Below are 25,267 nucleotides of genomic sequence, written 5' to 3'. Positions count from 1 at the left end.
ATGAACTACAATATCAAAGATATTAATGCTATAGATTTTACACAACTACAAAAAAACGATTGCCTCAAAATCTTAGAATTCAGAAACCATCCTGAAATATCAAAATGGATGTATACCAAAAATATTTCACTCTCTTCACATCTAAAGTTCATTGCAGGACTCAAGAAAACATCTAAAAGTTATTATTGGTTATTCAAAAAAAACCAAATTGAATTAGGAGTCGGCTCTATTACACGAATCAACCCCTTGCATAAACATGCCTTCTTGGGGCTTTACAAAAACCCAAATCTTACAGGGGTGGGTAAAGAAATCTTAAAAAGCCTTGAATATATTGCATTCAAAGAATTTTCGCTCCACACACTGCATTTAGAAGTAATGAAAAACAATCAAAAAGCTATTGATTTCTATCAAAAATATGATTATAACTATAGTGGAGAGCTTTTAGATTTTATATATCAAGAAGGGGTATATGAAAATGTACTCATTTATACCAAAAGGAATCCCAATGACTAAACCAATTATTGTTGCCGAACTCAGTGCCAATCACAATCAAGATTTTGAAATTGCAAAAAAATCCATCTTAGCAATCAAAGAATGTGGTGCCGATGCTATAAAACTTCAAACCTATACACCAGAATGCCTAACTTTAAATTCTCAAGAAAGTTATTTTCAAATCAATTCAGGCACTTTATGGGATGGTAAAACTCTTTGGGAACTTTATAAAGAAGCATACACTCCTTGGGAATGGCATCAAGAGTTATTTGAATTGGCTAAAAAAATTGGGATAAAAATTTTCAGCTCACCTTTTAGTATCAAGGCATTAGATTTTTTAGAATCCCTTGATTGCGAAATGTATAAAATTGCTAGCTTTGAAATAACTGATACAGAACTGATTTATCATACTGCCAAAACAAAGAAACCTATCATTATCTCAACAGGAATAGCCACTGAAGAAGAAATTCAAGAAGCCATAGATACCTGTAAACAAGCAGGGAATGAAAATATCACTTTGCTAAAATGCACCAGTGCCTATCCTGCACCCATTAAAGAAGCTAATTTACTTTCTATGATAAAACTAGGAGAAAAATATGGAGTAAAATATGGTCTTTCTGATCACACTCAAGGTAACCTATCCCCTATTATTGCAACCACACTTGGAGCAACAATAATAGAAAAACATTTTATTTTGGATTCTTCAATAAATACTCCAGATTCTGCTTTCAGCATGGATAAAATAGCATTCAAAAAAATGGTAGAACAAATCAATGAATGTATTATCATATTAGGAGAAAAAAACCCCTCTATTGATATAGAAAAATTTAAAAATAATCGAAAATTTGCAAGGAGTCTCTTTGTATCCCAAGACATCAAAAAAGGAGAAATACTCAATACAAATAACATTCGATCAATCAGACCAAATAATGGAATCCCACCAAAATACCTCAAAGAAATCATAGGGAAAAAAGCAACTCAAAATCTAAAGTTTGGCAAACCTCTTGAATTTGGAGATTTTATTTAATTTTCTGGCATTTTTCACAAAGTACAAATAACTTCATATTGTGACTTATCAATTTAGTATTATATTTATTCGCTACTTTAACTTGTCTCTCTTCAATTTCAGGATCTACAAATTCAATAATATTCCCACAATGCAAACAAATAATATGATCATGGTGTTCTTTAGCTGCAATTTCATATCTCCTACCACTCTTATCAGCCTCTAATGCAGAAATAAAATTTTCTTTTTCTAAAAAACTCAATATCCTATAGACTGAAGAAATGCTAGTAGTTTTATCCTTTATTTTTACTTCGGATGCAATCTCTTCAGGACTTAAATGGGTACCACTTTTATAAAGAACACAAAGAATTTCTTCCCTTTGTTTAGAGTTCTTCAAACCATTTTTTTTAATTGAAGAACGGAGCCTATCAAGTATGGATTCTAATGTCTCTAATCTATTTTGCATCATAAACCTCAATTTTTTATATTCAAACATAAATCTATGTTGTATTCACGATTTTCTATGTTTTCTGTTAAGTATATCTTTTTCCAACAAGAGTAAAGTAAATCTTATGGCATTTTAATAAATTATTTTCCAAAAATCAATATAATAAACAAGCCTTAAGTCTCATCTCAAAATATCATAGCGAGGTAAAGATATTATGTTTAGAAATAACAAAAATTTTCAACTCCAACTGACAGAAAAAAATACTCAAATTGAAGAATTAAAAAAACAACTTCATTCTTATCAATCATTAGCAGAATTTTCTCTTAATGAAATAATATTTGGTCTCAAAGATGGGAAAATTATTTTTAAAAATGAAAATGCCTCAAGAATTATAGATATTGACGAGATAGCTCCAAAACTTCAAGAAGGTATCAATAGTTTGACTATAAAAAATCATAGCTTCAAAGTCAAGAGTAAAAATATTAATGGAGTAATTTATTTCGCACTTGCAGAAAATGATTTTATTTATGAAAAAGAAAATGGTCTCAACCTTTTTGAAACCTATCATAAAAGTCTAAAAGATGGTCTTTTGATAGCTCAAGAATCCTTTCAAAATATCTTAAATGAAAGTAAAAATATTTTAGAGAAAGCCATTGAGGCAGAAAAAAGCAGTCTTCAAGGACTTAATACAAGCATCAAAGCCTCACAAAATGTTAATTTTCTTTATGAAAAGATGCAGAATGCAATCATGCTTGTAAATTCGCTGACACAACGGAGTAATGAAATCACCAATGTAATTTCACTCATTGATGATATTGCCGAACAAACAAATCTTTTAGCACTCAATGCAGCTATTGAAGCTGCAAGAGCAGGTGAACATGGCAGAGGTTTTGCTGTGGTAGCTGATGAAGTTCGTAAACTTGCTGAAAAAACTCAAAAAGCTACCAAAGAAATCGCTATTGTTGTGAAATCTATGCAGCAAGAAGCAAGCGATATTCAAACCAGTACAGATGAAACAAATCTAATCACTCAAGAAGTCAAAACAGGTATTGATGAAATACATGAAATGGTCAACAGGTTAAAAACAGGTTCTCAGCTTGCCAAATACGCAATCTACAATTCAAATAATCAAATATTTTGTGCACTCGCTAAGCTTGATCATACTATCTATAAAAATAATCTTTATGCCTTACTTTTTAAAATTTCTGAATCTTTCAATCAAGTCCAACACCAAAACTGTCGCTTAGGGAAATGGTATTTTGAAGGTGATGGGAAAAAATATTTCTCTACAACGCAAGGATATAAACATCTTGATACTTATCACGCAACCGTACATACAGAAGCCAATACTTTAGCCAAAACATTACTAGAAGAGCCAAATTCTTTGAACAAAAATTTTATTGATCAAAAAATCTCTGCAATGGAAAATGGCAGTATGGGTGTCATAAAAAGTATTGAAGAAATGCTTTATGAAAAATCTCAAGAAATCAATCAAAATATCGAAAATCTATTGAACAAACAAAAACCACAACAAGATGTTTGATAAAGAAATTGCTACCATCAAGCATTTTAATCTATACAGGGAGCGAAAAATCTTCCCAAAATCTTTTAGGGATTTCGCTTCTAATGATTATCTAGGACTATCAAATAAAAAAATACTTGCAAAAAAAGCAGCTGCCCTAGCAATCTCTCAAGATTCTCATTCTCCGAAAGCATCTTTACTTATCAATGGTTATAGCCCTCTACACCAAAACCTTGAATCTATGATTTGCAAACAAAATGGATTTGATGATTGCATTATTTTAGGGAGTGGTTTTTTAGCTAATATTGCACTTTTTGATGCTTTGGTTCGTAAAAATGATAAAATTTATATTGATGAAAAATATCATGCTAGCGGTATTTACGCAGCAAAATCATTGGGAGAAAGAGTCATATATTTCAAACATAATGACGCTAAAGATTTATCAAACAAAATCAACACCACTAAACCAAAAGGGAGAATTATCATTGCCATTGAAGGTATTTATTCTATGGATGGGGATATAGCACAAGAAGAATTTTCAAAAATTGCTTGCAATAACAATGCTATTTTAATTGTGGATGAAGCACACAGCAATGGCAGTATTGGGAATAATTTATTAGGGTATTTTGATCACTATCAGATCCCTATCCAATCTAATTTTATCAAAATGGGTACCCTTTCAAAAGCATATGGAAGTTATGGTGCTTATATCGCAGCAGACAAAAAAATAATTGATTTTTTATGTAATCGTGCAAAAAGTATTATTTACACTACAGCCCTTTCAATCTTTGATACTGCACTCGCACTAGTCAATTTAGAATATATACAACAAAATAAACAAGAATTAATTAAAAAAATCCATTTACACAAAAAAATTGTTCATGAAGTATTAGGGATTTACCCTCTTACTCAAATAATCACCATCCCTTTTAAAAACATAAGCACAATGCAACAAACATATGAAATACTCCAAAAACAAGGATTCTTAGTAGGAGCTATTCGCAAACCCACTGTCACCCAACCGATATTAAGAATTGTATTATCTATAAAAAACTCTCCTAAAGACACAGAAAAATTGTGTAAAATTATCAAAAAACTCAAGGTTATTTATGCTTAAAAAAATCATTATTTTAATTTTAGCGATATTCATCATATGTATCATTATTTATATAGGAGCTTTATGGATGGGGCTCAAAGAAGACATTGTAAAGATTAAAAACTACCACCCTCAATTAACCACACAAATTTTTGATCGTAAAAATCATCTTATAGCCAATATTTATGATAAAGAATTCCGATTTTATGCAAAATTTGATGAAATCCCTCCAAAAATGATTGAAGCTCTTTTAGCAGTTGAAGATACACTTTATTTTGAACATGGTGGCATCAATTATGATGCAATTTTACGTGCGATAATAAAAAATATTAAAAATGGAAAATATGTAGAAGGTGGGAGTACCCTCACCCAACAACTCATAAAAAACATGGTCTTGACTCGCGATAAAACACTATCGCGAAAAATTAAAGAAGCTTTATTATCAATCCAAATAGAACATATTTTGACCAAAGAACAGATTCTAGAACGTTATTTCAATCAAACTTTTTTTGGGCATGGGTATTATGGTGTCAAAACAGCCGCAATGGGTTATTTCAAAAAACCTATCAATCGCTTGAGCCTAAAAGAAATTGCAATGATAGTGGCACTTCCAAGAGCTCCAAGTTTTTATGATCCTACTAAAAATCTTGATTTTTCTTTGAGTCGTGCTAATAATATCATTTCTCGAATGTACAATCTTGGTTGGATAAGCAAAGAAGAATATGAAAAAGCAACAACCCAAATCCCTCAAGTATACAATCAAACACTCACTCAAAATGTAGCTCCGTATGTAACAGATGAAGTACTCAAACAACTTAGCTATATTCCTGATATCAAAAGCGGAGGGTATAAAATCAAACTCAGCATTGATTTAGATTACCAAAAAATCGCTCAAGATGCTTTAAAATATGGCTATGAAAATATCAAAAAAAGACTAGATAAAGAACATTACAAAAAAGCTCAAGAAATTCCAGATGAATATGACTCTCTAAATGGTGCAATGATTGTCACAGATACTAAAACAGGAAAAATCCTAGCTTTAGTAGGTGGTATTGATCATGCTAAAAGTGCATTCAACCGTGTTACTCAGACAAAAAGACAATTTGGAAGCACTATCAAACCTTTTATTTATCAAATAGCTTTTGATAGTGGGTATTCTACTGCCACTTCTGTTCCTGATGTCGCTAGAAGCTTTAATAAAAGCTATAATACTGATATTACCGAGACGGACGAAAAAGATGAGTACTGGAGACCCAATAATTTTTCAAAAAGCTTCAAAGGGCTTGTTACACTCAAAGAAGCACTTAGTCACTCACTCAATCTTGCTACTATTAATTTGGTCGAAATGGTAGGCTTCAATAAAGTCTATACACAACTTCAGGAATATGGGTTTAAAAACCTACCTAAAGATATGTCAATCATATTAGGAAGCTTTGGAATCTCTCCTTTAGAAGCAGCCAAAGAATATTCAATTTTTTCAAATTATGGACAAATGGTTGAACCCAATATGATTGAAAGTATCACTGATAGGAATGGAAATGTAGAAGTTTTTGAACCAAAAGAACCCCAAGAGATAACTTCTCCTCAACAAGCCTTCTTAACGATTTCTATCCTCAAAGAAGTGGTTTCAAATGGCACTGGGAGGAGGGCAAAAGTCAAAGGAATAGAAATGGCAGGAAAAACAGGGACAACAAATAACAATATTGATGGTTGGTTTTCAGGTTTCACACCTTCAATCCAAGCAATAATATGGTATGGGAGAGATGATAATACGCCTATTGGACCAAAAGAATCAGGAGGTATTGTTTCTCCTCCTGTATTCTCTTATTTCATCAGCAATGTATTGAAAATAGATCCGGGCTTAAAACGTAAATTTGACATCCCTGAAGGTGTAGCTAAAAAAACCATCAACAAAAGTGATTATTATTATACTCATACCTCAAAACTACCAGACAATAAAGTACAAGATACCATTGATGAAAAATTATTGTTCTAAAACTTATCTTTTGCTTTAAATAGAAATTTACCTAAAAAAAGCTAGAATTTTGCACAAAAATCTTTATAGAGGTGTGCAATGAAATTAAAACTAACCCATATTCCCCATGTAGCTAACAAAATTGCATTAGATATTGCCAACTCTGATCTTTTAGAACTCAAAACAACATTAGAAAATATTGCTAATGTTGCTAAAGAGATTTTAGAAAATGATCTCAAAAAAGAACTAGAAATTGATCAAAAAGCTAAAAATCTTTTAGAAGAAAATCTTGATGAAATTGAATTCATGCGTGCAGATGAAAGACAGCTTTTCTGGATGATAAAACGTCAAATTGCTGAAGAACAAAATTTCTTACTCTCTTGGGAAGATAGATATAATGAAATATCACATAAAATCTTAGATGAAATCAGTCTGGAAGGTTTTATCATATTCAATGTATCAGAAAATCTCATTAAAAATTTGATTTTCAAATCAATTGAGACTTACTCAAAACTATATGAAGAAATTCAAGAAGAAGTCATTGAAAAAATTAAAAACTACAAAAGAAGATTATTGGTCGGTACTGATGAATATGAACTAGTTTTTGAAAAGCTTTATGAAGAGGAGCTAAAAAGAAAAGGGTTTTTATAATGCAAGATATTTATGTTTATTTCGAAAATGGTCTTTTCTTGAAAGGAAAAAGCTTTGGAGCCGATGGAACACACATAGGTGAAGTTGTATTCAATACCTCAATGACTGGATATCAAGAAATCATTACAGATCCAAGTTATGCTGGACAATTTATCGTTTTTAGTATGCCTGAAATTGGTATAGTTGGGAGTAATACTGATGATATGGAATCCAAAAAAGCATTTTGCAAAGGTCTCATCACTCGTCATTATAATAAATCTTATTCAAATTTTAGATCACAAGAAAGCTTAGCAAAATTTCTAAAATCTCAAAACATTCTAGGCATCACTCATATTGACACAAGATCCCTTATCAAGACTATCCGCAATAATGGCTCAATGATGATGATTGCCTCAACTTCTATTTGCACATCAAAAGATCTCAAAAGACAGCTTTCACAATCCAAACAAATCCAAGAAATCAATCTCATCCCAGAAGTTTCAACAAAAACTAATTATGTCCATCAAAATTCAGTCTTTGATTTCAATAATTTTAAATATGGTTCGCCTCCAAAAATCACCAAAAAAATCATTGCTGTTGATTTTGGTGCCAAAAGAAACATACTTAATGAGCTTGTAGCTGTAGGACTTGAACCTGAGGTAATACCTCATAATTTTCAAGCCAATACTATTGTGCAAAAATATAAAAGTGGAGAAATCAAAGGTGTTTTTCTATCCAATGGACCGGGCGACCCTCTAATGCTTAAAGATGAAGTAACTCAAATCAAGCTCCTCATTGAAGCAAAAATACCCATATTTGGAATCTGCCTAGGGCATCAACTCCTATCAATTGCACATGGTTACAAAACCCACAAACTAAAATTTGGTCATCATGGCGGGAACCATCCTGTAAAAAATCTCCAGACACATACCATTCAAATTACCTCTCAAAATCACAATTATTCTATACCTGAAGAGATAGAACAAATAGCTCAAATCACTCATAGAAATCTTTTTGATGGCACTATTGAGGGGATAAAATACAAAAATTCTCCAATATTTTCAGTACAATATCATCCAGAAGCAAGTCCAGGACCCAAAGAATCTGCCAACCTCTTCAAACAATTTGCCGATATGCTCTAAACTTTAATATCTAAAATATGATGGCTTTTTGAATTATTTGTGATTGATTCTTGGCTTTTTGAATTATCTTTTTCTTGATCTGCATTATCTTCATTAAAAGATCCATTACCCTTAGAATCAGGGTGAAGAGATTGTGTTCCTTCTGCAGGACGAGTTTCTTCAATATCTTTTAATTTATCTTCAAACTCTTTATTGATAATATCAACCATATCAACACGAGACAAAGTATTTGCCTGCTGGATTGAATTGATTTGAGAATTTTGATTTATATAAGTTATATTGCCAATAGGTGAAATTGCCATTATTGATCCTTAAAATGGTTTTTTATAATGAAAAGTTTGATATTTAGAATAAATTACATTGGAACCTTCAATGATTTTTACAAACTTTCTTCTAGTATAATCGACACTAAAGTTACCTATTTGAATAGAATTTAATCCTACTAAAATTTGACCTGCTTTATACAATACTTCATCATAAACTTTACTTTTACCACAATGAATTATCATATGAGAAGAAGGAATATCACGGATATGTAACCAGATATCATCTGCTTTAGCTTCCTCCAAAAGAGCTTGATTTTCACTTTTATTCCTCCCTATAGAGATTTTTATCCCTTCAATAAAAATAACTTCATATTTTGAAGCACTTTTTTTATTCATCTTTTTAGGTTCAAGTATCAGAAGGTCTTGCAAATTTTTTACAGTCTTAATATAGTTAATTTCTTGGAGTAAAAAATTAATTTTACTTTCAAAATTTTGGATTTGCAAATGAATATTTTTAGCCTTCTTTATAAGTTTTTTGGACTGAGAAAACATAATATTTGAACCTTCTTGAGGAGTCCTACAATCTTCAGGCAAAATGATTTTAACTTCATTATCAAAAAAATCTTTTAACCTAACTTCTTTAACAAAATTTTCAATAAAATTGAGATTCGCCAATACAATAGTTGCATTCTTAGCTAATTCATCAGCTTGCTTTTGAAGATCATGCTCTTTAGGCAATCCATCAAGCATTTTTTGAAGTTTTTCAATCTTTTTTGAAATCTTAACGATAAGGGTTTGTTTTTTACCTTCTAATATATGGCTTTGGGTATGATTTGTTTTAAGCTCTTCAAGCAATGCTTCAATACTAAGCTCGACAAAGTCATCCTTTAGATGTAAAACTGGCTGTGCTAAAGGCTCTAAAATCTTATTAATACGAACTTCTCTGATACTTCTATCTCTATTAATATGCCTCAAAGCTTCCAAAACAACATTTTTATCATCAAGCAAAATGACATTGGTATGCCTACCTGTGAATTCAAATTGAATACAAAATTGTATATTCTTATAACTCCCAGAGTGTTGACAAAATAATCTTAAAATCCTATTTTGTCCATCTACACAAGAATCTAAAATCCTTGAATAAGTGACAATTTTGGAGAGCATAACATCAAAAGGAGCATTATATTTTTTCATAGGGAGCAATAAATCATGATTGATAAAAATATTACTCATCCCTTTAGTCATATCCAAATAAAAAATATATTTAGTAAACTCAAGCTTGAACAAATTATCATCAATTCGTTTAAGGCTACGGATTATCCCTTGATTTGAAAAAAACTTGGCGATATTTTTTAGTAGCCAAAGTTTCATTATAATCCTTATTGATTATATTCAAGCCGTTTTTTAGCAAACTCTAAAGCTTCCTTAGTAATATCAGCTCCACTTATCATCCTTGCCATTTCCTCAATCCTGCCTTGATTATCCAAAAGCTTCACTTTACTCTTACCATCTTTTTTAGATACCAAATAATGATAATCTGCCAAAGCAGGCATATGAGGTTGATGGGAAATAGCAAAAATCTGATAAGTCTTAGAAAGGGTTTTAAGGACTTTAGCAACCCCTTCACTCTCTTGACCGCTCAAATTAGCATCAATTTCATCTAAAACTAAAATACCCTTAGAATGATTTATCTTAGCATCCAAACACATCATTACTAATCTTAAACGATTATATTCCCCTGAACTCAAAGCTTCAATTGGAGTTTCCTCTAATCTCAAATCTAAAAATTCTTTCCCAGTCCTTTTAAGGTCGCAATATTGCAAACTTACCTTAGGATTTTTGAGCAAAAGCTCTTCACACCTTAATTTGATTTGATTTTCAAAATCTTTAAGATTTTCTTGACGATTCTTTCCTATACTATCTGCCAATTTATTACATTTCAATTCTAAAATGTTTATTTCTTTTATGACTTGTTCTTTATTAAAACTTAGATTTTCAAAATCTTTAAGCTTCTGCCTTTGGATATCCAAATGAGCTAATGCTTCGGCTATACTACCATACCTTCGATTGAGTTCAGAAAGCTGTGCAATCCGATTAAGCAATTCTTCTGCATTGATTTCATCAAGCTCTTCAAGTTTTGCTTGCTCATCTTCCAAAATCGCCTTTACTTCAAATACAGCTTCATTAAATACAATATTCTCTTTACCCAAAAGACTCAAAGTATATTGTATTTTAGGAATTGTATCTAATGCCTGCATAGCATCCATAACGCTTTCTTGAATCTTTTCTTTTTTTGATAGTGTTTTTTTTAGTTCAAGTAATTTCTCATATTCAGCTTCTTTGGGATCAATAGAAGAAATCTTTTGGATTTCAAATTCAGCAAGCTCTTTGAGGCTTTGGATATTTTTCTCTTGTTCATGGAGTTCATCTAATCTTATCCTTGCCTTTAAAAGCAATTCGAATTCATTACATAGATCACTTAAAAGTGTTTTATGCAAAGTGTTTTTTTGAGATACAAAATCATCCAATACCCGCAAAAGATTTTCAGCTTTAAGTTCACTCGCACCTTTTGAAGAAATATGTTTTCCAAATCCACTCACCAGTTCACTCAAACGTTTTTTTGAGCTGGCATAACGATTCAAAAAATACCTTGTTTTCTCCTTTTTGATAATACTCAGAACCAATGAATCCCCGAAATCATCAAGCCCAAACTCATCAAGTTCAATTCCAAAATCCTTCAAACAAATATCTAAATCTGCTTCAATCACTTCAGCATTACTCTCTTTAATCCCAAATATAGCCAATAAGGATTCAAAAAATACTGATTTACCACTCCCGCTAGCTCCACTAAAAACATTAAATCCACTTTGTAACTCTAATTCTACATCTCCAAATGCTACAGAATTTTTAACCATAAGTCGATTGATCATTCCTCACCCCATTTGAATTTTTCTTTCAAGATTCTAAAATAACTCCTTGATTTTTTTTGAATAAGCTTTGCACTCAAACTAGCAGGACTTATAAACAAAATATCATTTTTTTGCATTTGTAAAATCTCTTGACCATCCACAACAAGTACGCAATCATCTTCCACACTGAATTCCAACATAAACTCATCACTCAAAACCATCGGGCGTTGGGTAAGAGAATGTGCTGAAATGGGTGTGAGTAATATGTTCCTACAAAATGGATAAACAACTGCACCACCTGCACTGATATTATAAGCTGTAGAACCTGTAGGCGTCCCTACAATCAAAGAATCTACATAATAAACATTAAAAATCTCTTTTGCGATTTTGGCATAAATTTTGAGCATCCCTGAAATATTTTTTTTAGAAATCAATACCTCATTCAAAACATAAAATCTTTTTTCTCCCTTGTCAGTCTGGATAATTCCTTCCAACATCATATGTTCATCAATAGCATAATTTCCGCTTGTAAGCATGCATCCAAATTCCTTAGCCTCACTAGGTCCAATAGCAGTCAAAAAACCTAAATGTCCTGTATTGATACCAAATGCTGGAATCTTATACCCATAACTTCGCCTCAATGCTGAAATCAATGTCCCATCGCCACCTAAAGAAAGCAACGCATCAACTTCTTGGCACATCAATTCAAAATCCATCCCCCTAAAACCAATCATCCCCGCACTAATGCTCTCAAGCATAACTTCAATACCTTGAGTTTCAAATACTTCTTTTATCTGTAAAAAAGACTCTTTAAGCGTTGGGGTAGATGGTCTTAAAAGAGTCCCTACTTTTAATATAGATGGATTCATCTTCATTCTTTAAGATTGATTTTTATGCCTTATTATTGTATCAAACTATAGACAAGAATAAAATTTCATATAACCATACACGGCTATAAATGCTATCAAATAGACAATCACTCCAATCAAAAAATTTAAGATTATAAAAAGAATTTTGTCTTTATACATTCAAATCCTTATGATACCTTTTTATTATTTTTATGTGATTTTTTGATGATCTCATAAGCTTCATTGATTTTCCTAAAATGTTCTTCATAACTTGCAATAATGCTTTCATCTTCTCCATAGGCATTATCAGGATGATAAAGACGAGCTAATTTCAAATAAGACTTCTTCACACTTTCAAAATCATCACCAAAAGCACAACAAAGTTCCATATAACACTTCCTAAGCAAATATTCTTCTTGCGTCAACGAGGTTCCAAACCCTTCATAATCAAAATCAATCACAACATTATGAATGACTTTAGATCCAATAATATCTATCATCATCTCCCAAAAATCCTCTTGAACACTACTCAAATACAAAGTATCTCCAGACTCAAAAACACAATATTGCCCAAACACACTTTTCAAATATCTCTTAGCAACACGACTAGTTTTATCCATTTTTAAAACGACTTTATCATAACCAACAGCACACAAAGAAATTTTTATTTTTTGGAGTATTTCATTTCTTTTTACGATTTTGATCCGCATTGGCAAATGACTATGGCTCAACAAAACATCTAAATTTTCTTTGTCTAATTTAATCCCTTGTAGGCTAATATGATAAGCCCAATTTATCAAATAATCTTTTTTAAATTTCTCCCCATCATCAAGTATCAAAAGAGAGGAAGAAAGATGGTAATGTTGGGAAAAATGCTTATTGGCATATTCTAAAACTTTTGACAAAAAGCGACTCCCTTCAAATAATTCAATCTGAATATATTGGTTACAATAACTCACATTCATCCAATCCCTTAATAAGACAATTTTAATACTTATCAAGCAAAATCAATTCCCAATCAAATAAAAAATCAATTTTTTAAATAACTTTATACAAAAAAATCGCATAATAACAAAAAAATTTAGTGATGAGGGAAAAAATGAGTTTAGAAATCTTAGATATTTTCTCATATATTATCATTGGTCTGATAACTGGTGTGGCTGCAGGGTTTTTTGGGATGGGAGGGGGTACTATCATTGTGCCTGTAATGCTTTTTTTAGGTCAGCCTATCCATCATGCTATTGGTGTATCTGTAATGCAAATGATTTTTTCTTCCACCTTTGGCTCTATCATAAACTATAAAAAAGGACTCCTCAATATTGAAGATGGAATCTATGCAGGCATAGGGGGACTTATAGGAGCAAGCTTTAGTGGCATGTTGCTTGATAGTATTTCTTCAAAAACACTCACATTTTTATTTTTGCTTATCACTCTTTATTCTTTACTCAAATATGCCTTCAAAATCCAAAGCTCCACTAACCTCACCCCACCTATAAAATCCAAATCTCAACAACGTCTAATCCTTATCATAACAGGTATCATAACTGGAATATTTGCCATTTCATTAGGCATTGGTGGTGGATTGTTGATGGTACCGATACTCGGGTATTATTTAGGGTATGAATCCAAAAAAGTTGTGCCTTTGGGGTTATTTTTTGTTATATTTTCTTCCATTTCAGGGATCATATCTTTTCACAATTCCAATGTGATAGATGCACAAGTGTTACATATAGGAATTTATATAGGCATAGCTTCAATGATTGGAGTTTGGATCGGTATCAAGCTCATCCAAAAAGCCAGTGCCAAAGTCCATAGGAATGGACTCTTAAGCATTTATATGCTTTCTGTGCTCGTTACAGCCTACAAGCTGTTTGCGGGCTAACCAAAATTTATTTTCTAAGGATATAAAAATGACTAAAAAAATACTTATCATAGGTGGCAGTGTAGGAGGTTTGAATACTGCATTAACGCTTGCTTCAGCAATCAATAAAGACTTAGATTTTGCTATTTGTGTTATTGATGAAGGGGATGGAGATATTTTCAAAGCCCAAATCTATAATGTCCCATTTTTCCCAAAAGCAGCCACAGGAGAAATGATCATTGAACAGTTCAAAAAACAAATAGAATCTTTTACAAAAGTCAACTACATTCAAGCCAAAGCCACAGAAATATCAGGCTCAAAAGGTGCTTTCAAACTCAAGACAACTAAAGGAGATTTTGAAGGGGACTATATCGTGCTTGCTACTGGAGCAAATGCTTTTGATATTCAAGGTTTAGGCAATATCACAGAGCCACATAGCCTAATGACCAAACCCGGAAAAATCAAACTCAAGCATACTCAGAGGAACCTCATCAAAGATGGTATCTATGTCGCAGGGATAGCATCAGGGGTAACCTCAATGGTAGGCTGTGCATTAGGCTCAGCAGCAGAGAGTGCTTGTGCTATCTTAAGTGATATCAAAGGCACCATCACTGTCCAGCATGATTTTAAAGGTTCTAGGGGATAAATCCCCCTTACCTATATTTGTATATATTTTTATTTATTAATGAGAAAATATTTTATCTTTTGACTTGAATGCTTAATACTTCATTCATCCCAATCACCTCCTAAAATACCCAAAGAATAACCGAAAAAAATAATTTATATAACTATTTATTTCAAACTAAATATTTTATAAATGTATATAAAAGTAACATAATTTTGATATTTAATAATTTTTGTATTTAATTTTATTGACTATCTATAAAAAATAATATAAATTCTCATTATGATAATTCATCAATTAATTATCATTAAAATTTTAATTTTTCAAGGAGATTAATCAATGAAAAAGAATATTTTGATTTCTATAATTGCTTTTATTATAAGTTTTAATTTTGCTTATGGACAACCTAGTTCAATAGCAAATGGGGGACAATCCATCAGCCATACAACGACATTAAACACAGCTGACCAAAATATGATCTTTGGCTCTGATGTGAATGCAATGTTACTCAATAATGATGAAATGCAATCAACGCAAGGCTTTGGATTTTGGAGCAGTGTTTGGGATACGATCAAAAATCCTTGGGTAGCAGTTCCTACAATTATTGGTGGCACAGCATTATGTGCAGTTACTTATGGGGCTGGTTGCCTCACATTTGCATTTTAACTAGGAGAAGATTATGAAAAAAATATCAACAATCTTATCATTCTTGACATTTTTTAGCTTTGGCATAGCCCAAGCTACGCCTCCTATAGAGGGAGATGTACTAGAAGGCAATCATCTTGTAGTCGGTGCAAATATAAGTGCAATGGGCATAGGCAGGAAAGATAACTTAGGAGCCCCTATCCTCATAGGCAATCCAAATATCAATGGTCAATATATTTCTTTGCCTACTTATTCAAAAGACAAGATAAAATCAGATCAATTTGATGCCCTTTTAAATCTAAATGTTCGCTATGGTATATTAGACTATGTTGAAGTCTTTGGGAATGCCAATGGATATTATCAAGCTTCAAATACTCACTATACCGATACCCATATCAATGAAATGAACTTTGCAGGAGCCAACATCGGAGCAATGCTCACAGTATATAAAGGAGAGACTTTTAGGGTAGCTATCGGGGATAATTCAGATATCGTCAATAACGCTATATTTGATGATAATAGCTCAAGCCTAAATTTTTTCAAAGGGCATACCTTTATGCTAAACCTTACAAGAATAAAAGAAGCTGATGGCAAAATTGGCTCTTATACAGCTCAATTTTATTATCGACTCAACCTCACTCAAAAACACAAAGATGAGAGTTTCAAAAATGGGGATGAAGCAGGTGTCAAATACCTATGGCAGCTTGGTAAAGACAATAAAATGGGGTATTTTGGAGCAAATGTAGCCTTCAGGAGTTCTGATAAAATCAATGGGGTCTACACAGGACATAAAGATAACTTTGATGGACTTGGAGTAGGATTCTCAACAGGCGGAAAATATGATATCAATAGTCATCTTGGCTACAAAATTGATTTTACCTTTATGGCTTATGGAATGGAATACAATGCAGTCTATTCTGGGATAACCTTTGGACTTTATCTGAAATAACTAAATTTTATTTCTTTGAGGCTAAAATCCTTAGCCTCAAAAACCTTAATTTCTTTTCAATACATACAAGTCTAGTGCAATATTCTTTGATAAATCATCTTTTCTTTTATCACCTCATAGGTAAAGCTTGAATCTTTTTTTACACCCATAAAATCTCTATTGACACTCACATTCAAGTTATCTTTTTGAGGCAAAATCACCAAGATTTTGCCCGGATGTTTCCCATCATTGCGTTGATAAAACATTTCTTTGAATTGACTAAGTCGCACTTTTATATTCCCAAAGCTAGGATCAGATAAATATACATATTCCTCATCCATAGCTTTATAAACACTAAAATGACCAATATTCCTAACATTCACAAAAATAATAGCTGGGATTTTTAGCTTTTTCAATGCCTCAAAATCAATAGCAAGCCCCACTGCCCTAAAGCCATTTTTTCTAGCATACTCAGAGAGATCTAAAAAAGATATGATATTATCCCCCTCTTTTAAAACTTCATTTTGAGTGCTATCATAGCCTTTGGATTTCAAAATCCCTTTTATAATATCACTTTCTGTTACCTCCACAGAATAATAATACTTTAAAATCGTAGCAAGGGATGCACTCCCACAGGTATAGTCATATTCTTGCCTGACAAGATTATCATTTTTGAACTCTATCCAAGATTTTGGGGATTTTTCCAAAATTACATTGTCATATTTCATATACACCTTAGCATCAAGCAAGCAAAAAATAAAAAAAATAAAAATTTTTTTCATTTTAGTCTATATGAAAACAAAACATTCACACTATTGCTAGCATATAAGTTTGTATCCAAGCTATTGATATCTATACTCACCATTAAAGCAGGATTGATTTCATAGCTTACGCCAAACAAATAAGCTATTGAAGAACCTTGATGGACAACCACCTTATTATCTAATCTATCTTTAAACTTATATTCATACCGCACACCAAAATTGATAGAAGTATAAGGATTCAGAGCAAAATAAACCATCGGACTCAGGTTCAAAACATCCCCTATCTTCAAACTATGACCATCAAATTTCCTTTTCAAACTAAACCTCACTCCACCTTGTAACAAGAATATCACAGGATCAACAGTATAATAACTAGTAGCAAAAATTGAATAACTTTTAAAATAATCAATATTACCCATTTTACTTTTAGTGTTCTTATCATCAAACAAAGATTTTTCTATCACAATAGGTGTCGCACCAACAAGCAATGAAGGGTATTTATTTTCTTTTTTGACCTGATAGACAAAACCCATATTAAAATTATTGAAATTATAATCATCTTGATGAGAAAAACCTATATCACTGATATTAGTGTGCTGATAAAAAAAGCTAGGTGCAGCAAAAATTTCTATATCTCTTGTGATACCATACCTCAAATTGAGTCCAAAATTCAGATAATCTTGATTTGCTTTTTGTGTATTGAGTATCGCAGGGATAGCAAATATTGGTGAAGAACCAATCCCTGAACCTATAATCACGGGTGCTATAACATTATTTTGTCTCTGGATATTAGCATAAAATATTGATGCTTCTAACCTCAAGCTAGACTTTTGAGTGAACATCTCATCAACCCTAACCATATCCGAATATAAATTAGAAATAGTTATAAGAAATATTATTGATATTTTTTTCATCTAAACCTCATCTAAAAATACTAAAATAATTACTTTTATTTTATCTAAAAATCTATATTTTATGAATAAATTATGAATAATTATATATAAATTAGATAAAAGTAATAAAATTTTATTTACTTCTAATATAAAACAACTTGTTAGGATAGAATATTACCAGATACCTTTTTTCTCTATTAAGGCTAAAATCTTCAAAGTCATCGCGTTCATAGGCAAACTCTTTAACTCATCAGGACTAAAAAATTCCACTCCTTCCTCAAGACTATCAACTCCATTGACACAATAAATTTCCAAATCTAATCGATAATGCGTATAAGAATGCTTGATATGACCGATGAATGGAAAATTCAAAATTCCCTCAATGAGTATCTTTGGAAAATTATATAGTCCTTTATAAAGATGAACTTGACTTTTTATAAGCCCAATTTTATCACTATTGATGCTCACACCTAATTTGAAAGCTAGATTTTCATAGACTATTTTAGATTTTTGAATATAAAAAGATGGTCTATTTTTGCCCTTACACCATATTTCAAGGGGACAAATTAAACATTTTGGATTTAAAGGAACACAAATAGTCGAACCAATATCTAAAAGTGCCTGATTATGATCAAAACTATTTTGATGATTGAGTATTTTTTCTGAATACTGCTGTAATTGCTTCATACTGGGTTTTTCTAAAGCATAAAATCTTGACAAAACTCTCTTAATATTCCCATCCACAAAACCCACTGCTTTCCCAAAACCAAAACAAGCAATAGCTCCAGCCGTATATTCGCCAATACCAGGTAATTTCACCAATTCCTTAGGTTCGCTTGGCAAAGATTTACCACAAATTTTAGCAGTCTTGAGCATATTCTTTGCTCGTGAATAATACCCCAAACCTCTCCACAAAAACAAAATCTCTTCTTCATTGCCTAAACTCAAAGCTTCCAAAGTCGGGAACACATCTAAAAAAGGTTGATAATATCTTTGAAGTACTGTAGTAACTTGTGTTTGTTGGAGCATAACCTCACTCACATACACAACATAAGGAGCATTTTCACCTCTAAGATTCCGCCAAGGTAGCTCTTTCCTGCCATAGATTTCATACCACTGCAATATTGATTGATGTATGACTTTTAAATCTTCTTTTTTCAAAACTTCCTCTTATTGAATTTAAGAGAAGGTATTTAGCATGACATATTTTTGAGATTGAGATTTTGGAATACTTTTTAACAAAGGGATTTGTAAAACTTTGTATTGCACAACACGATTCAAATACCTTAGTTCAATGACATCATCAACTTTTACCTCACGGCTTGCCTTTACTATAACACCATTCACAGATATGACACCGCTCTCACACATATCTTGAGCAATAGAACGTTTTTTGACAATATTGGTTATATTCATAAATTTATCAACTCTCATATTATAAGTATACCTTCAAAATCATACAAAAAATTAAAGTCAATATAAAGACAAGATTCAAGAATCATTGTGAATCTATATAATTAAAAAGTGTAAGTATAAGCCAAATAAATCACTGATGATTTCTTCAATGTCATTTTAGCCTCAGCACCCAAAATTGTATATTCTGTTTTATAATAAGTATAAAAAGGAACTTTTACTCCAAACTCAAAGCGATTCTTATTCCGGACAGTTTTTGATAAACCAATATTCATAAAAACTCCATTCAGGCTTTTTTCCATAGTTTGACCTTCAACAGTAGGGCTTGTATCTTTAAGAAATTTTGCAAAGTTCCCTGATGTCCACTCATATCCAGCACCTAAAAAGAGTCCCCAAGCACCAGGTTTATCTGAAAAATTGAGCAAATAATCAACATTACCTCCATATTGCATCACAGAATACCCACTAAAATCATTATAGTTAAAATGCCCATAAAATCTCAAACCATTATGAGCTCCAAAAAAATGTTGGTAGCCCACTCTAAGCCCATAATTCCCATCAAAATTTGCTCTATAGCCCGCTACTGTTTGTTCACTATAAGTACTATCAAAAATATTTTTCACAGAAGCACTGCCACTTATTGAATTAAGTGCAAATCCTATATCAATCCCAACAAAAATCCCTGATTTTTCACTACTATTATTCACTTCATCCGCATTCAAATGTACTAAACTAATAAAACCTATAACAAAAATTATAAAAAATCTTTTCATATTACCCCTTTTTAAGTATTAAATATTTATGTTATCTTATCATAATTTTATAGAATATTAAAAAAATTTATTATCTGATTTTTTTGATTTTACTTTGATTGATCTGAAAAATCTTTGAAGGCAGACTAGAAAAAATCCCTCTAGAATCTATGACGAGCACATCACACATTTCAAAAGCCTGCTCATAATCAAAACTATCACCTGTTTTGTTAGCAGAAGAAGAATATAAGCTACCAAAATGTTGCAAAAAACCCAAATGTTGCCTTTCCCTAACAACACGTATTGCTTGGGAATTATGGTATATGAAAGTAGTTTTTTCCAAACGACGAACTTGATTTTTAAAATGCTTTGGTACCCTAACAATCCCTTTAAGCGTCTTTAAAGAATCCACCTCCCTCAAAACAGGCTTATAGCTGTTCCTACCTTTGATTTGATTGAGCTTAAAAGGATTTTTACTCAACAAACCAGCCGTGGTATCAGTCTGTGCTAAATAAATAAAATCATTGCTTTTCAATTCAAATAATCCTGCAAGGCAACTGCGTCATTAATATTACTTAAATTCATATCTTTAAGTGCTTGTGCGGCGGCTTCTGCCGCAGCCAACGTAGTGAAATAAGAAACCTTATTCCTCAAGACCTGGGTGCGGATAAGCTTCACATCTTCTTTATTAGATTTACCATCACTTGTATTGATAGCCATTGCTATCTCTCCATTTGCCATTAAATCCTTTATATTAGGACGACCTTCAGAAATTTTTAAAACTTTGCTTGAAATAATCCCTTTGGATTCTAAAATCTGATGAGTCCCTTCTGTCGCACAAATGCTAAACCCCAAATCAATAAACTTCTCTACTAGCTTATGGGCTTCAGGCTTATCTTGTTCACTCAAAGAAATAAATATTTTCCCTGATTTTGGCAAAGCATTTTGAGAAGCTATTTGACTTTTAGCAAAACTCAAACCAAAATCCTTGCTGATACCCATCACTTCTCCTGTACTTTTCATCTCAGGACCAAGCAATAAATCAGCTCCATAAAGCTTATTAAAAGGAAAAACAGATTCTTTAATAGCAATATAATCAACCCTTTTTGGTTTGTATATCCCTTTTTCAAATATCACTATCTTAAAATGATCATAATATTCTAAGCATTCCTTCAAATTTCCCTGCCACATAACCCTAGTAGCCACTTTTGCCAAAGGAAGTCCTGTAGCCTTGCTGACAAATGGTACTGTGCGGCTTGCACGTGGATTAACCTCAATGAGATAAAGTTTGCCTTGATATATTGCATACTGTATATTCATCAATCCAATCACACCAAGATTCAAAGCAATTTTAAATGTAGTTTGTTCAATTTCTTCAAGCAATTTTTCCTCAATATTTATAGTAGGTAAAGAACTTGCTGAGTCTCCTGAATGGATTCCAGCTTCTTCAATATGTTGCATGATCCCTCCAATATATATATCCCTCCCATCACAAATAGCATCTACATCAAGTTCAATAGCACGATCCAAAAATTTATCAATCAAAACAGGAGTGTCCTCACTCACTTTTACTGCTTCTTCCATATAAACACGCAAATCTTCATTGTTATAAATAATCCTCATTGCACGTCCACCAAGCACATAACTAGGTCTGACAAGCACAGGAAATCCAATATTACCAGCAATCAAATAAGCTTCTTCTTTGGTAAAAGCAACACCATTTTCAGGCTGTCTGAGATTGTTTTCTTTTACAAAATTAGAAAATTTTTCTCTATCTTCGGCAATATCAATGACCTTTGCAGGAGTCCCTATGATTTTAGCCCCTATTTTTGTAAGATTTTTTGAAAGCTTTAATGGAGTCTGTCCACCAAAATGAACAATAATACCATCTGGTTTTTCTCTTTCTACCACAGTGCGGACATGTTCAAAATCAATGGGTTCAAAGTATAAAATATCACTTATATCATAATCTGTGCTTACAGTTTCTGGATTACAATTATACATGATACTTTTTACACCCATATCAGACAAAGCAAAAGCTGCATGCACACAACAATAATCAAACTCAATACCCTGACCGATACGATTAGGACCTCCTCCGATTATCATTACTTTATTCTCTGTTGGCTGGTTCTCTATGACAGGATTAAGGGATTTGAATTGAGTGCTTAAAAATTCATCAGGTGTAATAGTAGAATAAAAATAAGATGTCAAAGATGGAAACTCTGCTGCACAAGTATCTACTTCCTCATAAACTACTTTCACACCAAGCTGAAGCCTAGCTTGATAAACTTCAATCTCACTCATATCCATTCTGTCATTTTTATTGATAAGTTTAGCTATCATCTTGTCGCTAAAACCCATCAATTTTATTTCATGCATTCGTTTTGCATTTTGTAAAATTTCAGAAGTGATTTGAGGTTCTGCCTTAATAATCCTTTCAATCTGATACAAAAACCATCTATCAATTTTGCTAAGCTCATAAATATCATCAACACTCAACCCTTGACGAAATCCATCAGCGATATAAAGAATACGATTTGCATTAGGGCGACGAATCTCTTTTCGGATAAATTCTACATCAGTACTCAAAGATTCAAATCCACACAATCCTGTTTCTAGACTACATAAAGCTTTTTGGATTGATTCAACAAAATTACCTCCTATAGCCATTACTTCGCCAATGCTTTTCATTGAAGTGCCAAGCGTAGAATCTGCTTGAGGGAATTTTTCAAATGTCCAGCGAGGGATTTTACTAACAATATAATCAATACTCGGTTCAAAACTTGCAGGCGTATGAGTAATATCATTTTTTATCTCATCCAAACAATAACCGACAGCCAAAAGTGTGGCTACTTTAGCAATAGGATATCCTGTAGCTTTTGATGCTAAAGCTGAACTCCTGCTCACTCGTGGATTCATTTCAATAACTATCATCCTCCCTGTTTGAGGATTGATTGCAAATTGGACATTACTGCCTCCAGTATCCACTCCAATTTCACGCAAAATAGCAAAACTTGCATCCCTCATCCGTTGATATTCTTTATCTGTAAGGGTCAATGCTGGTGCAATCGTTATACTATCACCTGTATGCACACCCATAGGGTCAAAATTCTCAATTGAACAGACAATAATACAATTATCTGCCTTGTCCCTAATGACTTCCATCTCATATTCTTTCCAACCAAGCAATGACTCTTCAATCAAGATTTCATTAATAGGTGAAGCTTCCAATCCATTCTGGGCTAATACCTTGAACTCATCAATATTATAAGCCACCCCACTACCTCCACCTGCAAGAGTATAGCTCGCACGGATAATCAAAGGAAAACCAATCTCTTTAGCTGCCTCTAAAGCTTCATTCTCATCATACGCATAATGACTTTTGGGCAAATCCATACCAATTTTGAGCATTGTTTCCTTAAAAGCTTTCCTATCTTCACCTTTTTTGATAGCATCTGGTTTTGCACCTAAAAATTCGACATCCTCAAGCATTCCTTTTTCATACATACTCATTGCAATATTTAAAGCTGTTTGACCACCCATTGTTGGCAATATAGCATCTACATTCTCTTTTTGTATGATACGGGCTAAAACTTCTTCAGTGATAGGCTCAATGTAAGTACGATGTGCAAATTCTGGATCTGTCATAATCGTAGCAGGGTTTGAATTAATCAAAACAACCCTATAGCCTAATTCTTTAAGAGTTTTAGCTGCTTGAGTTCCAGAATAATCAAACTCACAGGCTTGACCTATGACAATTGGTCCAGATCCAACCAAAAGAATTGTTTTGATATCTTCTCGTTTTGGCATATGTTTCCTCATCTTATATTTCTTTGAATTTTAATCAAAAAAATCTAAATCTAACTTAATAATAGTCGATATATATGCAGAATTCTAAAAGCTAAAAGGGTTTAAAGTTTCCAAGTCAAATTTAATATCAAAATCGAAAACAATATTATGAAAATTTATAAAAAAATATTTTATTTTTTAAGTATTTACATCCCGATTTTCTCCTATTCAGTTACAGGAACTATTGTCCAACTACAGCCTAATTATAATTCAAATGCCACTATCAATGAAGATTTTACATTCCAAGCAACTGATAGACTGCCCATACTTTTCACAGGAATAATGTTTAATGGTTATACAACTATGAATATAGACCCTAATGCTACAGTCACTGTAAATGTATCCACTCAAGGAAACTATGAAGGTTATTCTGGAGCCATCTTTAGAGGACAAAATGGGAGTAACTATGTTATCAATGGGGGAACCATTGTATTTAATGTCAAACAAATTCAAAAAATAGGTCAAGGTATTGAAGGAATGTTTATGGGACAAGCAATGAATTATGGCAAAAATGCGGATTTTGATTTCAATACAAATTTTTACCTTATTGCAAGTCCTGATGTATACATTCAAAGAGGTGTTTTCACATCAAATGGACACAACGCTGGTTATTTTAAGTTTACCAAAAATGTATTCATTGATGTTTCTGAAATGCAACCCTCTGAAGGCTGGGGAGCAGCAAAGAATGGCAAAGGATATCGAATGATTTTTAGTCTAGAAGGAGATGGTGCTGTTTATATAAATTATAATGAAGCTACTCGAACAACTCTAGATAAAAGTAATATCATACAACTCAAAGGTGATCTCTCAGCTGAAAGCACCTCAAGGGGAAATATCAATATCAATTTAGACAACCCTCAAAGTTTCTTTCAAGGTAGGATTTCATTAGCACCAGGCTCTACATCAAATATTGAACTTTACCTCAATCACGGAGGAAAATGGATATTGAATGCAAATTCACAAATCACCACCCTAGATACCAATAATGAAGATGAAATCATTCAAAATTTATACACCTCTACAAGCAAATTAGCTGTAGTTGATTTTACCAGAATCGCTGATGATGGACTTTCTTACCGCCTCATATCCCCTACCCCTTTTGCATCAAGAACCCTCAATGTCAATACCATCAATGGCAATAATGGAGTTTTCAGGTTGATGGCAGATGTGGATAGGGGCTTAATAGATACCATCAGGGCT

Annotated in this window: 25 protein-coding genes; 12 read left to right on the top strand and 13 right to left on the bottom strand. The window is 32.4% G+C overall.

Going from position 1 to position 25,267, the window contains the following annotated elements; translation table 11 throughout:
* Both pseH and pseI read left to right on the top strand, forming a co-directional pair.
* The gene (gene pseH, locus BKH44_RS03415; protein ID WP_095270094.1) at positions 1 to 513 is read left to right on the top strand and encodes a UDP-4-amino-4,6-dideoxy-N-acetyl-beta-L-altrosamine N-acetyltransferase; all 513 of its coding nucleotides are present in this window, start codon (positions 1 to 3) and stop codon (positions 511 to 513) included.
* The gene (gene pseI / locus BKH44_RS03410; RefSeq protein WP_095270092.1) at positions 506 to 1,519 is read left to right on the top strand and encodes a pseudaminic acid synthase; all 1,014 of its coding nucleotides are present in this window, start codon (positions 506 to 508) and stop codon (positions 1,517 to 1,519) included. The genes pseH and pseI overlap by 8 nt, the downstream gene beginning before the upstream one ends.
* Here the strand turns inward: pseI and BKH44_RS03405 are convergent.
* Positions 1,512 to 1,964 carry a Fur family transcriptional regulator gene (locus BKH44_RS03405; RefSeq protein WP_095270090.1) on the bottom strand — a complete coding sequence of 151 codons (453 nt, stop codon included), beginning with the start codon at positions 1,962 to 1,964 and terminating at the stop codon, positions 1,512 to 1,514. The two genes, pseI and BKH44_RS03405, sit on opposite strands and share 8 nt — an antisense overlap.
* Positions 1,965 to 2,160: 196 nt before the next feature.
* On the opposite strand from BKH44_RS03405, the gene BKH44_RS03400 reads away from it, so the two are divergent.
* The 5 genes from BKH44_RS03400 to carA all read left to right on the top strand — a co-directional run bounded on the left by BKH44_RS03400 (position 2,161) and on the right by carA (position 8,311).
* Positions 2,161 to 3,489 (top strand): methyl-accepting chemotaxis protein, encoded by a 1,329-nt coding sequence (locus BKH44_RS03400; protein ID WP_095270088.1) that lies wholly within the window; start codon positions 2,161 to 2,163, stop codon positions 3,487 to 3,489.
* Positions 3,482 to 4,585 (top strand): pyridoxal phosphate-dependent aminotransferase family protein, encoded by a 1,104-nt coding sequence (locus BKH44_RS03395; RefSeq protein WP_095270087.1) that lies wholly within the window; start codon positions 3,482 to 3,484, stop codon positions 4,583 to 4,585. Before BKH44_RS03400 ends, BKH44_RS03395 begins: the two co-directional genes overlap by 8 nt.
* On the top strand, positions 4,578 to 6,560 hold the full coding sequence (locus BKH44_RS03390; RefSeq protein WP_095270085.1) for a PBP1A family penicillin-binding protein: 1,983 nt from the start codon (positions 4,578 to 4,580) through the stop codon (positions 6,558 to 6,560). Before BKH44_RS03395 ends, BKH44_RS03390 begins: the two co-directional genes overlap by 8 nt.
* A 78-nt stretch (positions 6,561 to 6,638) precedes the next feature.
* Positions 6,639 to 7,190: a DUF507 family protein gene (locus tag BKH44_RS03385; RefSeq protein WP_095270083.1), complete on the top strand. Its 552-nt coding sequence runs from the start codon at positions 6,639 to 6,641 to the stop codon at positions 7,188 to 7,190.
* Positions 7,190 to 8,311 carry a glutamine-hydrolyzing carbamoyl-phosphate synthase small subunit gene (gene carA, locus BKH44_RS03380; RefSeq protein WP_095270081.1) on the top strand — a complete coding sequence of 374 codons (1,122 nt, stop codon included), beginning with the start codon at positions 7,190 to 7,192 and terminating at the stop codon, positions 8,309 to 8,311. The genes BKH44_RS03385 and carA overlap by 1 nt, the downstream gene beginning before the upstream one ends.
* Here the strand turns inward: carA and BKH44_RS03375 are convergent.
* The 5 genes from BKH44_RS03375 to BKH44_RS03355 form a co-directional block, all read right to left on the bottom strand.
* Positions 8,308 to 8,613 carry a hypothetical protein gene (locus BKH44_RS03375; protein ID WP_095270079.1) on the bottom strand — a complete coding sequence of 102 codons (306 nt, stop codon included), beginning with the start codon at positions 8,611 to 8,613 and terminating at the stop codon, positions 8,308 to 8,310. The genes carA and BKH44_RS03375 overlap by 4 nt on opposite strands.
* A 9-nt stretch (positions 8,614 to 8,622) precedes the next feature.
* The gene (locus tag BKH44_RS03370) at positions 8,623 to 9,948 is read right to left on the bottom strand and encodes an NFACT family protein (protein WP_095270077.1); all 1,326 of its coding nucleotides are present in this window, start codon (positions 9,946 to 9,948) and stop codon (positions 8,623 to 8,625) included.
* Positions 9,949 to 9,956: 8 nt separating this feature from the next.
* On the bottom strand, positions 9,957 to 11,507 hold the full coding sequence (locus tag BKH44_RS03365; protein WP_095270075.1) for an AAA family ATPase: 1,551 nt from the start codon (positions 11,505 to 11,507) through the stop codon (positions 9,957 to 9,959).
* Positions 11,504 to 12,355, bottom strand: coding sequence for an NAD(+)/NADH kinase (locus BKH44_RS03360; RefSeq protein WP_343217633.1), 852 nt, complete (start codon positions 12,353 to 12,355; stop codon positions 11,504 to 11,506). The genes BKH44_RS03365 and BKH44_RS03360 overlap by 4 nt, the downstream gene beginning before the upstream one ends.
* A 167-nt stretch (positions 12,356 to 12,522) precedes the next feature.
* Complete coding sequence (locus BKH44_RS03355; protein WP_095270072.1) at positions 12,523 to 13,299, bottom strand: DnaJ domain-containing protein; 777 nt, start codon at positions 13,297 to 13,299, stop codon at positions 12,523 to 12,525.
* A 134-nt stretch (positions 13,300 to 13,433) separates the two neighbouring features.
* Between BKH44_RS03355 and BKH44_RS03350 the strand changes: the two genes are divergently transcribed.
* The 4 genes from BKH44_RS03350 (at position 13,434) to BKH44_RS03335 (ending at position 16,414) form a co-directional block, all read left to right on the top strand.
* Complete coding sequence (locus BKH44_RS03350; protein WP_095270070.1) at positions 13,434 to 14,216, top strand: sulfite exporter TauE/SafE family protein; 783 nt, start codon at positions 13,434 to 13,436, stop codon at positions 14,214 to 14,216.
* A gap of 28 nt (positions 14,217 to 14,244) precedes the next feature.
* Positions 14,245 to 14,841 (top strand): FAD-dependent oxidoreductase, encoded by a 597-nt coding sequence (locus BKH44_RS03345; protein ID WP_095270068.1) that lies wholly within the window; start codon positions 14,245 to 14,247, stop codon positions 14,839 to 14,841.
* 318 nt (positions 14,842 to 15,159) lie between these two features.
* A complete protein-coding gene (locus tag BKH44_RS03340; protein ID WP_095270066.1) occupies positions 15,160 to 15,486 on the top strand; it encodes a hypothetical protein in 327 nt (108 codons plus the stop codon).
* A gap of 13 nt (positions 15,487 to 15,499) precedes the next feature.
* Positions 15,500 to 16,414: a hypothetical protein gene (locus BKH44_RS03335; protein ID WP_095270064.1), complete on the top strand. Its 915-nt coding sequence runs from the start codon at positions 15,500 to 15,502 to the stop codon at positions 16,412 to 16,414.
* Between the two features lie 71 nt (positions 16,415 to 16,485).
* Here BKH44_RS03335 and BKH44_RS03330 read toward each other — a convergent pair whose 3' ends face one another.
* The 7 genes from BKH44_RS03330 to carB form a co-directional block, all read right to left on the bottom strand.
* On the bottom strand, positions 16,486 to 17,121 hold the full coding sequence (locus BKH44_RS03330; RefSeq protein WP_257842581.1) for a C39 family peptidase: 636 nt from the start codon (positions 17,119 to 17,121) through the stop codon (positions 16,486 to 16,488).
* Between the two features lie 50 nt (positions 17,122 to 17,171).
* On the bottom strand, positions 17,172 to 18,071 hold the full coding sequence (locus BKH44_RS03325) for a hypothetical protein (RefSeq protein ID WP_143428294.1): 900 nt from the start codon (positions 18,069 to 18,071) through the stop codon (positions 17,172 to 17,174).
* A gap of 153 nt (positions 18,072 to 18,224) precedes the next feature.
* Positions 18,225 to 19,211 carry an A/G-specific adenine glycosylase gene (locus tag BKH44_RS03320; RefSeq protein WP_095270058.1) on the bottom strand — a complete coding sequence of 329 codons (987 nt, stop codon included), beginning with the start codon at positions 19,209 to 19,211 and terminating at the stop codon, positions 18,225 to 18,227.
* An 18-nt stretch (positions 19,212 to 19,229) separates the two neighbouring features.
* Positions 19,230 to 19,484 (bottom strand): RNA-binding S4 domain-containing protein, encoded by a 255-nt coding sequence (locus BKH44_RS03315; RefSeq protein ID WP_095270056.1) that lies wholly within the window; start codon positions 19,482 to 19,484, stop codon positions 19,230 to 19,232.
* 83 nt (positions 19,485 to 19,567) lie between these two features.
* Positions 19,568 to 20,236, bottom strand: coding sequence for an outer membrane beta-barrel protein (locus BKH44_RS03310; protein WP_095270054.1), 669 nt, complete (start codon positions 20,234 to 20,236; stop codon positions 19,568 to 19,570).
* A 70-nt stretch (positions 20,237 to 20,306) separates the two neighbouring features.
* Positions 20,307 to 20,750, bottom strand: a complete 444-nt coding sequence (locus BKH44_RS03305; protein WP_257842580.1) for a Sua5 YciO YrdC YwlC family protein — start codon at positions 20,748 to 20,750, stop codon at positions 20,307 to 20,309.
* On the bottom strand, positions 20,747 to 24,028 hold the full coding sequence (gene carB / locus BKH44_RS03300; RefSeq protein WP_095270052.1) for a carbamoyl-phosphate synthase large subunit: 3,282 nt from the start codon (positions 24,026 to 24,028) through the stop codon (positions 20,747 to 20,749). The genes BKH44_RS03305 and carB overlap by 4 nt, the downstream gene beginning before the upstream one ends.
* A gap of 147 nt (positions 24,029 to 24,175) precedes the next feature.
* Here carB and BKH44_RS03295 point away from each other — a divergent pair.
* On the top strand, positions 24,176 to 25,267 hold a 1,092-nt coding region (locus BKH44_RS03295), incomplete at its 3' end, for a hypothetical protein (protein ID WP_143428293.1).

This window comes from Helicobacter sp. 13S00477-4, from assembly GCF_002272785.1.
Taxonomy (GTDB): domain Bacteria; phylum Campylobacterota; class Campylobacteria; order Campylobacterales; family Helicobacteraceae; genus Helicobacter_J.
Note: the sequence above shows the minus strand (reverse complement) of the source record. Positions and strands in the feature narration are given on the sequence as shown.